This is a genomic window from Burkholderia sp. ABCPW 11, from assembly GCF_001523445.1.
In the GTDB taxonomy this organism is placed as follows: Bacteria; Pseudomonadota; Gammaproteobacteria; order Burkholderiales; family Burkholderiaceae; genus Burkholderia.
In genome coordinates this window covers 160,592-173,262 of record NZ_LOVM01000074.1, presented here as the reverse complement: position 1 = coordinate 173,262, position 12,671 = coordinate 160,592, and the positions used below count along the sequence as shown (strand labels likewise).

Genomic DNA, 12,671 nt, shown 5'->3' with positions numbered 1-12,671 from the left:
CCGGTGACGACGCCGACTTCCGGCGTTTGCGGCGGCGGTGCCGATTCTTTTTTCCCGCACGCGGCCAGGAAAACGGCGGCCGTCGCGACAGTGATTAAGCGGTATGGAACCCGTTCGACGCGCATGGAGCGACCTCTGTGTATAACCAATGGAATAAGTGACGCGCCCGGCAGGAGCGCAACACGGATGCGCCTCGCGGCGCAGATCGAACACCTGAATTACTGGACTGCTAGATACAGCACGTCGGCACGAGACCTCCGTGCCGACGGGGATGCCGCGAACTGCGGACTGGTACTGGGGCGGGAATCAGCAGAGTGGGATATTAACTGATTGCCACTTGGGTCATTCGATCGTAGGGTGGTATTGTATATACATTCACGAATGTATGTAAAAAGCCCGTTTGTGCTCCGCCGACTGCCCAGTCTTACAGATTGTTACCAGCAGCAAGCATAGCCCGTCTGCATGACGGCGACGAGGGGTTGCGAACCCTATATTCACCGACGATCGATCCAATCAGGCCTACACATGGTCAGACGTACCAAGGAGGAGGCGCTCGAGACGCGCAATCGCATTCTCGACGCCGCCGAACACGTGTTCTTCGAGAAAGGCGTGTCGCATACGTCGCTCGCGGACATCGCCCAGCACGCCGGCGTGACGCGCGGCGCGATCTACTGGCATTTCGCGAACAAGAGCGAACTGTTCGATGCGATGTTCGACCGCGTGCTCCTGCCGATCGACGAACTGAAGCGGATACCGATCGACGCGCCGGGCGGCAATCCGCTCGACAAGGTGCGCCAGATCCTGATCTGGTGCCTGCTCGGCGTGCAGCGCGACCCGCAGCTGCGGCGCGTGTTCAGCATCCTGTTCATGAAGTGCGAGTACGTCGCGGACATGGAACCGCTGCTGCAACGCAACCGCGCGGGGATGAGCGAGGCGCTGCACATGATCGACGCCGATCTCGCGGTGGCCGTGGGGCTCAAGCTGCTGCCGGAGCGGCTCGATACGTGGCGCGCGACGCTGATGCTGCACACGCTCGTCAGCGGGTTCGTGCGCGACATGCTGATGCTGCCCGACGAAATCGACGCCGAGCAGCATGCGGAAAAGCTCGTCGACGGCTGCTTCGACATGCTGCGCTACAGCCCGGCGATGCTGAAGGACCGCGGCTGACGCGGCGCATGGCGCGCCCCGTCGCCGTGCCGGGTCAGGCCGCTTCCGCGCGATGCGCGCGAGCCCGCCGGTTCGACGCGGCCACCGAATCGCGCGCCGGCATCGGCGCGCCGGCCAGCCCCGCGATCCATGCGTCGGTCGACATCACGGCCGCAAAATTCGACTGGAACACCACCGCGTACGCGCGGTGAATCTCCTCGGCGCTCGCCGCGCCCGCTTCGTTCTCGTAAGGCAGCGCGCCCGTCGCATCGTCCAGGTATTCGACCTTCAGCCCCGCATGCGCCGCGTGATAGACCGTCGACGCATTGCAGTTGTGCGTCATGTAGCCGGCCACCGCGAGCGTGTCGATGCCGTGCGCGTCGAGCCACGCGGCGAGATCGGTGCCGGCGAACGAGCTGGCCTGCGCCTTCTCGATCCGATACGCGTACGGCCGGCTGGCGACCACCGCGTGCAGCGCGACGCCGTCGGTGCCGGGCGCGAAGATCGGCGCGCCGGCCGGCGCGACGTGCTGAACCACGATCACCGGCACGCCGGCCGCGTGCGCGGCGTCGATCGCGCGGCCGATGTTCGCGAGCGACACGTCGAGCGGTGGATATTCGATCGGCAGGTTGCCCGTCACGTATTCGTTCTGCACGTCGATCACGATCAGTGCGCGGCGGAAAGCGGGACGGGAAGCGGAATGCGGGACGGCGTTCGACATGGCGGGCTCCTGGTCGGCGGCGCTGCCCCGCCCCGGAGCGGGGCGGCCAGCAGTGCGATGCGACGCATTGTCGGGCCGCGTGGCGAGCGCCGATAGTGGCCCGATAGCCATTCTTCGATAAAATCGGGCCATCGCCTTTCCGGAACCCGCCATGCTCGCCGCCGCGTCGCCCGCCCCATCCGTTCCGACCGTCGTCGCCGTGATCGCGTACGACGGCATCAGCCCGTTCCACCTGTCGGTGCCGTCGGTCGTGTTCGGCAAGGAGCGCGACGCGGACGCGTCGCCCGCGTTCGCGTTCCGCGTCTGCTCGGCCGAGCGCGGCCCGCTCGCGACGACGGGCGGCTTCACGATCGCCGCGCCGTACGGGCTCGATGCGCTCGACGATGCGGACATCGTCATCGTGCCCTCCTGGCGCGACCCCGACGAAGCGCCGCCCGACGCGCTGCTCGACGCCGTGCGCGCGGTCGCCGCGCGCGGCGCCGAACTCGTCGGGCTGTGTCTCGGCGCTTACGTGCTCGCCGCGGCCGGCCTGCTCGACGGCCGCCCGGCCACCACGCACTGGGCGTGGGCCGACGATTTCGCCCGGCGCTTTCCGCGCGTGAAACTCGATCCCGACGTGCTGTACGTGGACGACGGCAACCTGACGACGTCGGCCGGCACCGCCGCGGGGCTCGACTGCTGCCTGCACGTCGTGCGGCGACGCTTCGGCTCGGACGCCGCGAACCGGATCGCGCGCCGCCTCGTGATCCCGCCGCACCGGCAGGGCGGGCAAGCCCAATACGTGCCGCAGCCGGTCGCCGCACACCCGCGCGATGCGCGGCTCGCGGGCCTGCTCGACTGGGTGCGCGCCCATCTCGACGCCGCGCACAGCGTCGATTCGCTCGCCGAGCGCGTACTGATGAGCCGGCGCACGTTCACGCGCCACTTCCGCCAGGCGACGGGCACGACCGTCACCGCGTGGCTGCAGGCCGAGCGGCTCGCGCGCGCGCGGCATCTGCTCGAAACCACCGGACAATCGATCGACGCGATCGCGCAGGCGGCCGGCTACGGCTCGAGCGTGTCGCTGCGCCAGCATTTCGCGGGCGCGCTCGGCACGTCGCCGTCTGCGTATCGAAGGGAATTTCGCGGCGCCGGAGCCGGCGCGGGACAGTGACGCCTGCCGCGGGGGCGGCGGGCAGGCCGTGACGCGGAGCCGGGCGGCCGGTCAGCCGCCGTTGAACCAGCGTGCCGCGTAAAGCAGCAGCGCGACGAACACGATCATCGCCGCCCAGGCCCACACGGGTATCGTGCCGGAATCGCGATGCCGGAGCGCGCTCGCCGCCCGCCCGCTCAGCGCGCCGCCGAGATGCGGCGGCAGCGCACGCTTCGTCGCGGCCACCAGCGATGCCGGCCGCAGAAATACGTGCTGGCGCCGCTGCGCGGATGCGCTCGCGCGATTCGGCGCGAGACCGTGCTTCGCCTGCACGACCGCCCCGAACTCGCGGAAGAACGTGTCGGTCCATTCGCGCAGCGCATTGTCGATCTGCCGCCCCGGCAGTTCGGCGAGCGGCCCGCTCGCCGTCGCCCAGACCACGTACTCGATTCGCGTGGCGGTCGCATCGTCATCCGGCATCAGTGCGAGTTCGACCTGGCCGCGCAGTGCGCCGAGCCCGTCGGCCCGCGCCTTGAAGTTGAGCACGCGGCGCGGCTGCCCTTCCGCGTCGCCCTGCTCGGCGGCCGCATGCGCGCGCACGTCGTAGCGGGCACGCAGTGGGCCGAGCGGCACCGTGATCGTCAGCGCAAATTCGCCGTGCGCGAGTTTCACGAACGATTCGCAATGGTCGAAGCTCGCACGCAACAGCGCCAGATCCTCGAGCGCATCCCGCACGACAGGCGGCGCGAGCGGTACGCGTAACGTGTCGTTCAGTTCCATGACGCCTCCCCGATGAATGCGCGCCGCATCAGGACGTCTCGACGAGACTGTCGATCCGCGCGACATCGAAGGCGACGTAGTGCGCCAGCACGGCCGCCGCCTCGTTCGGTTCTTCGTAACTCCATGCGGCGTTCTCGATCACGCCGTCTTCCGTCTGCAAGTCGAAATGCACGGCCTGCCCCCTGAACGGGCAGGCCGACGTGACGCCCGATTTCACGAGCCGGCGCATGTTGACGTCGCTGCGCGGCAGGTAATGGATGTCCGGGAGCCCCGCTTCACGCACGGTCAGCGCGCCGTGCGAATCGGCATAGGTGATGCCGCGATGGATCACGCGCACGCGATGACGGTTCGGCACGATTTCGAGTCGAGGGTCGGCTGCATCGGACATCGTTTCTCCTTCGGGCGGCCGCCAGGCCGGGGCAGGAAACGAAAAAGCCACGGCACGCATGCCGTGGCTTTCATTATGGGCGAAACTTCGTCCGATTGCGCGCCCGGGGCCCGGACCGTGCGCGGCGGGCTACTGCGCACTCCACTGGAACGCGGCTTTCGCGCCGCCCTTCGCGCCGACCGTGACGGCGCGCGATTCGTCGCTACCCTGGTACGACGCATGCACCGTATAGCGCCCCGGCGGCAGCTTCACCAGCATGTACGGCCCGCGCGCGTCGGTCGACAGCACCTCGGTACCCTTGCCGTCGACGATCCGGACATGGACGTCGGCCAGGAACTCGCCGCCCTTGCCGGTGAAGCGCAGCGCCAGCGGCCACGACGCCTCGTTGCTCTGGAAGGCCGTCGACTGGTCCTTGCCGATACCGCCCGACACGTAGCTGACATCGCCTTGCTGGCTCGCGGCGGGCAGGCCGTCCGACTGCGCGTACGCGCCGGTCGCGCCGGCCGCGAGGCCGGCGGACAGCGCCGCGGCGACGGCAAATCGGGACACGTTGCGTAGATATTGCATGGCTCTCTCCTTGGGGTCGGAACACATACGGGGCGCAGCGTCACGCGGGTCGCACGGCGGCGCCCGCCGCGGCCGGCCGGACCGGCCGTCGGCCGTGGCCGGTCAGCTCAGGTCGACCGGCACGAAGATCTGTGCATTATCGCGCTGGATCAGCAGAGCAAGACTGTTGCCCGCGCCCTTCACCGCGTCGCGCAACTGCTCGGGGCTCGTGACCGGGCGGCCGTTGACCGCGAGGATCACGTCGCCCGGCTGGATGCCCGCGTTGGCGGCCGGCCCGCCGGCCTGCTGCACGATCAGCCCGTGCGACAGGTTGCTGGCGCTACGCTCCTGCGGCGACAGCGGACGCACCGCGACACCCAGGCGGCCCTGTTCGACCGGCCCGCCGTCGTTCGACGCGAGCTTCGCATCGGACATCGCGCCGAGCGTCACGCTGATCGACTTCTTCGACTTGTCGCGCCAGATCTGCAGGTCGGCCTTCGAACCCGGCTTCAGGTTCGCGATCTGCGCGGGCAGCGACGTCGAATCGGCGACCGGCGAACCGTTGACCGACAGGATCACGTCGCCCGGCTGCAGGCCGGCCTTCGCGGCCGGCCCGTTGGCGTCGACCGAGCTGACGAGCGCGCCGTCCGGCTTCTGCAGTCCGAACGAGCTCGCGAGCGTCTGGTTCAGCCCCTGCACGGCGACACCGAGGCGGCCGCGGCTCACGTGGCCCGTCTTCACGAGCTCGTCCTTCACCTTGATCGCCTCGTTGATCGGGATCGCGAACGACAGGCCCTGGAAGCCGCCCGTCTGCGAGTAGATCATCGAGTTGATGCCGATCACCTCGCCCTGCAGGTTGAACAGCGGGCCGCCGGAGTTGCCGGGGTTCACCGGCACGTCGGTCTGGATGAACGGCGTGTAGTTCTCGTCCGGCAGCGCGCGCGACTTCGCGCTGATGATGCCCGACGTGACCGTGTTGTCGAAGCCGTACGGCGAGCCGATCGCGACGACCCACTGGCCGACCTTGCTCTGCGCCGGGTCGCCGATCTTCACGGTCGGCAGGCCGCTCGCGTCGATCTTCAGCACGGCGACGTCGGACTGCTTGTCGGAGCCGACGACCTTCGCCTTGTATTCACGCTTGTCGGTCAGCTTGACCGTGACGACGTTCGCGCCGTCGATCACGTGTGCATTGGTGAGGATGTATCCGTCGGAACTGACGATGAAGCCCGACCCGAGACTCGCGCTCGGCTGGTCGTCCGGCTGCGCGTCCCCGCCCATGCCCGGCACCTGGCCGTAGAAGTGCTTGAAGAACTGGTAGAACGGGTCGCTCGGATCGATCGGCAGTTGCGGTTGCGGCGCACGTCGCGACACCTGCTTCACGACATGCTTCGCGCTGATGTTCACGACCGCCGGGCCGTAGGTCTCGACGAGCCCGGAGAAATCGGGAATGCCGGTCTTGGCCGCGGCTTCGGCCGGCATCAATGCGGCCGCCTGCGCGGGCGTGATGATTTGCGGATCGGCGCGGCGGGTGCCGGCGAAATAGCCAGCCGACAGGGCCGCCGCCACGGCGACCGCGACGGTGCCGCGCGCAAGGAATCGGGTGTTCATCGTAGGACCTCCTCTTTGTTAGGACGCAGCGTAACGACCCTGACTTAAAGGAGGCTTAATCAGCCTTAAGCGGGGCTTAAGCGGCTGCCGGCGGCGAACCCGCGCCACCCTCGCCGTGCGCCCCCTTCAGACGGATTCGGAAGACTGCGGCGCCGGGGCCGGCATCTCGGCATCGCGGAACACGACGCTGACGAGCAGGCCGCCCGCGGCCGCATCCCCGAGCGACACCGTCGCGCCCTGCTGCGCCGCCACGCGCTTGACGATCGCGAGCCCGAGCCCGCTGCCCGACACGTCGGTGCGCGCGCGCGCCGTGCTGTCGCGATAGAAGCGGTCGAACACGCGCTCGCGCTCTGCCGCCGGAATGCCCGGCCCGCTGTCGGCGATCTGCACGCATGCGCGGCCCGCCGCGTCGCGCGTCAGCGACACGTCGATGCGGCCGCCGTCCGGCGTGTACTTCACCGCATTGTCGAGCAGGTTGCCGAACATCACGCGCAGCGCGCCGACGTCCGCGACGACGCTCGCCGCGCACGTTTCCTCGAAGCCGAGATCGATGTCGTGCCGCTGCGCGAGCGGCGCATGCGCGGCCACGCATTCGGCGAGCAGCGCCTGCAGGTCGACCGGTTCGCGCATCGTCGCGCCGTCCGGCTCCGCGCGCGCGAGCGCGAGCAGTTGCTCGGTGAGACGCGTCGCGCGCGACACGCCGTCCTGGAGATCCGCGATCGCCTCGCGGCGCGACGCCTCGTCCTTCGCACGGGCGACGAGCTGCGCCTGGATCTGCACGGCGGCGAGCGGCGTGCGCAATTCGTGCGCGGCGTCGGCGACGAACGCCTTCTGCGTGTCGAGCGCCGCCGACAGCCGCGCGAGCAGCCCGTTCAGCGCCCGCACGAGCGGCTGCACCTCGAGCGGCAGGCGCGCGTCGGGCAGCGCATCGAGCGCTTCCGGCCGGCGCGCCTCGACCGCACGCGTCACGCGCGCGAGCGGCGCGAGCCCGCGCCCGACGATCCCCCACACGGCCGCGCCGAGGAACGGCAGCAGCACGATCAGCGGCCACAGCGTGCGCAGCGCGACGTTCGCCGCCAGCCGGTTGCGCACCGACAGCGGCTGCGCGAGTTGCACGACGTTGTCGCCGACGATCGCGCCGTACACGCGCCATTCGCCGCGATCGGTGCGCTCGGTCGAGAAGCCGAGCTCCGCGCGCGGCGCGATCGGCGCGCGCGGATGCGAGAAGTACATCAGCACGCCGTTGCGATTCCAGATCTGGATCACGATGCCTTCGTCGCCGTTGGTGCGCGAACCGAACACCTGCGAGAACGGCTCCGACGGCAGCGCTGCGGCGATTTCCTGCAACTGGTAGTCGAACAGTTCGTTCGCTTCGGCGAGCGCCTGCCGGTAGATGAGCCAGCCCGCCATGCCCACGCCCGCGACGACGATCGCGAGCAGCCAGATCAGCAATTGATGACGAATCGACCGCACGCGTCAGCTTTCCTTGACGACCATGTAGCCGAGCCCGCGCACGTTGCGGATCAGGTCCGAGCCGAGCTTCTTGCGCAGCGCGTGGATATAGACCTCGACCGTGTTGCTGCCGATCTCCTCGCCCCAGCCGTACATCTTCTCCTCGAGCTGGCTCTTCGACAGCACCGCGCCCGGCCGCGCGAGCAGCGCCTCGAGCAGCGCGAACTCGCGCGCGGACAGCGCGACGGGCGCGCCGTCGAGCGTCACCTGGTGCGACGCGGGATCGAGCGTGAGCGCGCCGTGGCGGATCAGCGACTCGCTGCGTCCGGCCTGGCGGCGGATCAGCGCGCGCATCCGCGCGCCCAGCTCGTCGAGATCGAACGGCTTGACGAGGTAGTCGTCGGCGCCGGCGTCGAGCCCCTTCACGCGATCGGCGACCGCGTCGCGCGCGGTGACGATCAGCACCGGCAGCGCCAGCCCGCGCCCACGCAGCGTGCGCAGCACGTCGATGCCGTCGCGCTTCGGCAAGCCGAGATCGAGCAGCAGCAGATCGTACGTCTCGCCGCCGAGCGCCGTGAGCGCGGCGTCGCCGTCCTGCACCCAGTCGACCGCAAAGCCGTCCGAGCGCAGCGCCTTGCGCACGCCCTCGGCAATCATTCGATCATCTTCGACAAGCAGAATCCGCATCGGGACAGGCATCCATGGGCGAGTCAAACACGGCGACCATTGTAGCGCCGCGCATCGCGTGCGCGGCACCGTGCAATGCAACAGTAAGGCGGATTGCAAGGGGCCTGCCCCGACTTGTCTCTACAATGTGCGCTTCGGCGCCCCCGCGCGTCCTGCCCGAGCCCCCCGCTTTTCCCGTATTCGCCCATGCCGATTTCCGATCTTTCCGCCCGGTTCGTCCCCCGCGCCCGCGTCTGTCTGCGGGCGGCCGCCGTCGTCGCCACGTGCACGGCCCTCGCGTTCGCGCCGTCCGCGCAGGCCCGCAAGAAGTCCCACAAGGAAGCGCGCAAGACCGCCATCGTGTCGCCGGCCGCGCGCGCGGCCGGCCTGCCGGCATCCGTGCTCGTCGCGCTGCAGCGTGCGAAGGTGCCGGCGTCGGCGATGAGCGTCGTCGTCGAGCGCGTCGGCGATCCGCAACCGCTGATCGCATGGAATGCGAGCCGGCCGATGCTGCCGGCCTCGACGATGAAGCTCGTGACGACCTTCTCGGGCCTGTCGATCCTCGGCCCCGACTACCGCTGGCGCACGACCGCGTACACGGACGGCACGGTCGACCCCGACGGCACGCTGCAAGGCAACCTGTACATCAAGGGCACCGGCGATCCGAAGCTCGTGCCCGAAGAACTGATCGACCTCGTCGACAAGCTGCGCAAGGCCGGCGTCAAGCGCGTGGCCGGCGGTCTCGTGCTCGACAAGAGCTATTTCGCTGCGTCGACGCGCGACCTGCCGTCGTTCGACGACGATGTCAGCGCGCCGTACAACGTCGGCCCCGATCCGTTGCTGTATGCATTCAAGGCCGTGTCGTTCACGGTCACGCCGGGCGATGACGGCAAGGTCGCCGTCGACGTGCTGCCGCCGCTCGCGAACCTGTCGATCGACAACCAGCTCGTCGAAGGCTCGGGTTCGTGCAGCGCGGCCGCCGCAGCTGCGCGCCCGACGCTGACGGCCGGCGGCGGGATCATGACCGCGTCGTTCGCCGGCGACTACCCGCTGCGCTGCGGCGCGCATACGACCAACCTCGCGATCCTCGATCACACGACGTTCTTCGCACGCGGCTTCCTCGCGCTGTGGCAACAGGACGGCGGCACGATCGCGGGGCCCGTCAGCGAGGGCAAGGTGCCCGCCACCGCGCGGCCGCTCGCCGTGCATCACAGCCCGGTGCTCGGCAGCATCGTCTACGACATCAACAAGTTCAGCAACAACGTGATGGCGCGCAACCTGTTCCTGACGATCGGCGCGGTCAGCGGCAAGCCGCCCGCGACGCCCGAGCAGTCGAGCCGCGCGATCCAGGCGTTCCTGCAGAAAAACGGCATCGCGATGCCCGACCTCGTGCTCGAGAACGGCTCCGGGCTGTCGCGCGAAGAGCACGTGAGCGCGCTATCGCTCGCCGCACTGCTGCAGGCCGCGAACGCGAGCCCCGTCGCGCAGGCGTTCGTCGATTCGCTGCCGATCGCGGGCATCGACGGCACGATGAAGAACCGCCTCACCAACGCGGGCGTGCTCGGCAACGCGCACATCAAGACCGGCACGCTGCGCGACGTGCGCGCGATCGCCGGCTACGTCGCCGGTGCGGACGGCCAGAGCTACGTCGTCGTCAGCTTCATCAACAACGATCACGCGGAAGGCGCACGCGCCGCGCACGACACGCTGCTCGAGTGGATCTACGCGGGCGCGCACTGACGATCCGTGCGGCGTGCAACGTGCGGCGTGCAACGTGCAGCGCGCAGCGCAGCGGGCCGTCGCGACAGCGCGGCCCGCGCGCCCCCGCACCGCGTCGCCCGCAAAACGGGGCCACACCGCCCGGCCCCGTGCAGTACGGGTTCCGTAGAAACCCTATCCTCTGAGGGAACCCTCTACGCTGCCCCCTCGCCTAGCGCGTGGCGATTGCGTAGGCTGTTGGCCTGACCGATATCTACAACGGGCCACACGCCCGGCCTCATGGCTTGCAGGGGAACGAAGGAGACACGCCCATGCGATTCGACGTCGAATTGCTTCTGCTCGCGCTGGCGCCCGTCTTCCTGCTCTGCATCGCGTGGGAGGCCTGGCACTTCGCCCGCACCCGCGCGCAGGACCGCATCTATGCATGGCGCGACACGCTGTGCAACGCGGCGCTCGCGCTGATGCACCAGGGCGCCGACAAGATCGCATGGCTGTTCGTGATTCCCGTTTATGCGTACTGCTACCGGCACTATCGCGTCTACACGTGGCACGACGGCTGGCTGTCGTTCGCGGTGCTGTTCGTCGCGCAGGACTTCCTCTACTACGTGTTTCATCGCGCGAGCCATCGCGTGCGCTGGCTGTGGGCCGCGCACGTCGTGCACCATTCGTCCGAACGGATGAATTTCTCGACCGCGTTCCGCCAGAGCCTGATGTACCCGATCGCGGGCATGTGGCTGTTCTGGCTGCCGCTCGCGTTCGCCGGCTTTCCGCCGCAACAGATCGTCGGCATCGTGCTGATCAACCTCGCGTTCCAGTTCTTCGTGCACACGCAGGCGATCGGCAAGCTCGGCTGGCTCGAATACGTGCTGAACACGCCGTCGATCCACCGCGCGCACCATGCACGCAACGCGCGCTACATCGACCGCAATTACGCAGGCGTCCTCGTGATCTGGGATCGCCTGTTCGGCAGCTATGTCGAGGAAACGCCCGACGATCCGCCGCGCTACGGAATCGTCGAGCGGCTCGGCTCGAACAACCCGCTCGTCGCGACGTTCCACGAGTGGGCGGCGATGGCGTCCGACGCGTGGCGCGTCGGCGGATGGCGCAACAAGCTGCGCGCGATTTTCGGCCCGCCCGAATGGGCGAGCGCTTATCATGCGCAGATCGCCGAGGCCGCGAACCCGGATCCGCGCACCGTGCCGCAGGCGGCTGCGCGCGACCGATAAACCGTTTCAGCCAACGGCCGCCGCGCAGCCCGGAACCGAGCAGGCACGCGGCAGATGAGAAACACATCAGGGCCATATCTACGAGGAGATCGAACGATGCAGACACAACAACACGCCCCTTCCCGCACGCGCCGGCGCATGCTGCGCACCGCGCAAGTCGCGATCGCCGGCGCCGCGCTCGCGTTGCTCGCCGCATGCGGCGGCGGCGACGACAACAACGGCAGCAGCGCGTCGAACACGCCGCCGTCGGGCGTGAAGATGCAGATCGTGTCGTTCGGCGACAGCCTGTCCGACGTCGGCACCTACTCGCAGATCAAGCTCGGCTTCGGCGGCGGCCGCTTCACGACCAACCCGGGCCAGGTCTGGACGCAGGACGTCGCGCAGTACTACGGCGACACGCTGCAGCCCGCGAATCAGGGCGGCTTCGGCATCCCGCTGCAGGCGACGGGCGGCCTCGGCTACGCGCAAGGCGGCTCCCGCGTGACACTGCAGCCGGGCATCGGCCATGCGGACGCCAGCGTGCCGAACCCCGACTACGCCCAGGCGACGACGACGCCGATCGCCGACCAGGTCAAGCAATACCTGACGCAGCACGGCAGCTTCAACGCCGGCCAGATCGTGCTGATCAACGGCGGCGCGAACGACATCTTCTACCAGGCCCAGGTCGCGCAGGCGCAAGGCAACACGCCGGCCGCCCAACTCGCGGCGGCGCAGGCGATCGGCCTGGCCGCGCAGCAGCTCGGCGGGATCGTCCAGCAGATCGTCGCGGCGGGCGCGACGCACGTGTTCGTCGCGAACGTGCCGGACATCGGCGGCACGCCGCTCGCGCTGCAAGGCGGCGCGAGCACGCAGGCCGCGTTCACGCAACTGTCGGGGCTGTTCAACAAGACGCTCGTCGGCACGCTGGCCGCGCTGAAGGTCGACCCGACGAAGTACGTGGTGGTCGATTCGTTCACGTGGCAGGACGGCATCGCGGCCAACTACCAGGCGAACGGCTTCAGCGTGTCGAATACCGACACCGCCTGCAACCTGAAGGCGATGGTCCAGGCCGCCACGCAGTACGGCGTTGCGAATGCGACCGCGTTCGGCTCGTCGCTGTTCTGCTCGCCGCAGACCTACACGGTCGCGAACGCGGACCAGACCTACATGTTCGCCGACACGGTCCACCCGACGACGCACCTGCACGCGCTGTTCGCGCAATACGTCCAACAGCAGATCGCGAAATCCGGCGTCGGCAAGTAAGCCGCCGGCCACGCGCCCAAACGAAAACGCCCGACCGGTTCGCCG

12 protein-coding genes are annotated in these 12,671 nt (G+C 69.0%); 5 read left to right on the top strand and 7 right to left on the bottom strand.

Annotated elements, in window-relative coordinates; translation table 11 throughout:
* The first annotated feature begins 525 nt into the window (after positions 1 to 525).
* Positions 526 to 1,167, top strand: a complete 642-nt coding sequence (locus WS61_RS25500) for a TetR family transcriptional regulator (protein ID WP_059504601.1) — start codon at positions 526 to 528, stop codon at positions 1,165 to 1,167.
* A gap of 34 nt (positions 1,168 to 1,201) precedes the next feature.
* On the opposite strand, the gene WS61_RS25495 is transcribed toward WS61_RS25500, so the two are convergent.
* Positions 1,202 to 1,867 (bottom strand): cysteine hydrolase family protein, encoded by a 666-nt coding sequence (locus WS61_RS25495; protein WP_059504599.1) that lies wholly within the window; start codon positions 1,865 to 1,867, stop codon positions 1,202 to 1,204.
* 151 nt (positions 1,868 to 2,018) lie between these two features.
* Between WS61_RS25495 and WS61_RS25490 the strand changes: the two genes are divergently transcribed.
* Entirely contained in the window at positions 2,019 to 3,020 is a 1,002-nt protein-coding gene (locus WS61_RS25490; protein ID WP_059504598.1) for a helix-turn-helix domain-containing protein, read from the top strand.
* 51 nt (positions 3,021 to 3,071) lie between these two features.
* Here WS61_RS25490 and WS61_RS25485 read toward each other — a convergent pair whose 3' ends face one another.
* The 6 genes from WS61_RS25485 to WS61_RS25460 all read right to left on the bottom strand — a co-directional run bounded on the left by WS61_RS25485 (position 3,072) and on the right by WS61_RS25460 (position 8,460).
* On the bottom strand, positions 3,072 to 3,779 hold the full coding sequence (locus WS61_RS25485) for a CoxG family protein (protein WP_059504596.1): 708 nt from the start codon (positions 3,777 to 3,779) through the stop codon (positions 3,072 to 3,074).
* 28 nt (positions 3,780 to 3,807) lie between these two features.
* Complete coding sequence (locus WS61_RS25480) at positions 3,808 to 4,167, bottom strand: DUF427 domain-containing protein (RefSeq protein WP_059504594.1); 360 nt, start codon at positions 4,165 to 4,167, stop codon at positions 3,808 to 3,810.
* A gap of 129 nt (positions 4,168 to 4,296) precedes the next feature.
* Positions 4,297 to 4,734: a carboxypeptidase-like regulatory domain-containing protein gene (locus WS61_RS25475; RefSeq protein WP_059504592.1), complete on the bottom strand. Its 438-nt coding sequence runs from the start codon at positions 4,732 to 4,734 to the stop codon at positions 4,297 to 4,299.
* A 102-nt stretch (positions 4,735 to 4,836) separates the two neighbouring features.
* Complete coding sequence (locus WS61_RS25470; protein WP_034208274.1) at positions 4,837 to 6,321, bottom strand: DegQ family serine endoprotease; 1,485 nt, start codon at positions 6,319 to 6,321, stop codon at positions 4,837 to 4,839.
* Between the two features lie 126 nt (positions 6,322 to 6,447).
* A complete protein-coding gene (locus WS61_RS25465) occupies positions 6,448 to 7,794 on the bottom strand; it encodes an ATP-binding protein (RefSeq protein ID WP_059504590.1) in 1,347 nt (448 codons plus the stop codon).
* 3 nt (positions 7,795 to 7,797) lie between these two features.
* Positions 7,798 to 8,460, bottom strand: a complete 663-nt coding sequence (locus WS61_RS25460; protein WP_006481728.1) for a response regulator — start codon at positions 8,458 to 8,460, stop codon at positions 7,798 to 7,800.
* 186 nt (positions 8,461 to 8,646) lie between these two features.
* Between WS61_RS25460 and dacB the strand changes: the two genes are divergently transcribed.
* From dacB to WS61_RS25445, 3 genes are all read left to right on the top strand, one after another.
* Entirely contained in the window at positions 8,647 to 10,179 is a 1,533-nt protein-coding gene (dacB, locus tag WS61_RS25455; RefSeq protein WP_059504588.1) for a D-alanyl-D-alanine carboxypeptidase/D-alanyl-D-alanine-endopeptidase, read from the top strand.
* Between the two features lie 290 nt (positions 10,180 to 10,469).
* The gene (locus WS61_RS25450) at positions 10,470 to 11,384 is read left to right on the top strand and encodes a sterol desaturase family protein (RefSeq protein ID WP_059504586.1); all 915 of its coding nucleotides are present in this window, start codon (positions 10,470 to 10,472) and stop codon (positions 11,382 to 11,384) included.
* Between the two features lie 96 nt (positions 11,385 to 11,480).
* Positions 11,481 to 12,626, top strand: a complete 1,146-nt coding sequence (locus tag WS61_RS25445) for an SGNH/GDSL hydrolase family protein (protein ID WP_034208278.1) — start codon at positions 11,481 to 11,483, stop codon at positions 12,624 to 12,626.
* Positions 12,627 to 12,671: the final 45 nt, after the last annotated feature.

Coding starts and splice junctions, on each gene's coding strand:
- WS61_RS25500 (WP_059504601.1), top strand. CDS start 526: ATGGTCAGACGTACCAAGGAGGAGGCGCTCGAGACGCGCAATCGCATT.
- WS61_RS25495 (WP_059504599.1), bottom strand. CDS start 1,867: ATGTCGAACGCCGTCCCGCATTCCGCTTCCCGTCCCGCTTTCCGCCGC.
- WS61_RS25490 (WP_059504598.1), top strand. CDS start 2,019: ATGCTCGCCGCCGCGTCGCCCGCCCCATCCGTTCCGACCGTCGTCGCC.
- WS61_RS25485 (WP_059504596.1), bottom strand. CDS start 3,779: ATGGAACTGAACGACACGTTACGCGTACCGCTCGCGCCGCCTGTCGTG.
- WS61_RS25480 (WP_059504594.1), bottom strand. CDS start 4,167: ATGTCCGATGCAGCCGACCCTCGACTCGAAATCGTGCCGAACCGTCAT.
- WS61_RS25475 (WP_059504592.1), bottom strand. CDS start 4,734: ATGCAATATCTACGCAACGTGTCCCGATTTGCCGTCGCCGCGGCGCTG.
- WS61_RS25470 (WP_034208274.1), bottom strand. CDS start 6,321: ATGAACACCCGATTCCTTGCGCGCGGCACCGTCGCGGTCGCCGTGGCG.
- WS61_RS25460 (WP_006481728.1), bottom strand. CDS start 8,460: ATGCGGATTCTGCTTGTCGAAGATGATCGAATGATTGCCGAGGGCGTG.
- dacB (WP_059504588.1), top strand. CDS start 8,647: ATGCCGATTTCCGATCTTTCCGCCCGGTTCGTCCCCCGCGCCCGCGTC.
- WS61_RS25450 (WP_059504586.1), top strand. CDS start 10,470: ATGCGATTCGACGTCGAATTGCTTCTGCTCGCGCTGGCGCCCGTCTTC.
- WS61_RS25445 (WP_034208278.1), top strand. CDS start 11,481: ATGCAGACACAACAACACGCCCCTTCCCGCACGCGCCGGCGCATGCTG.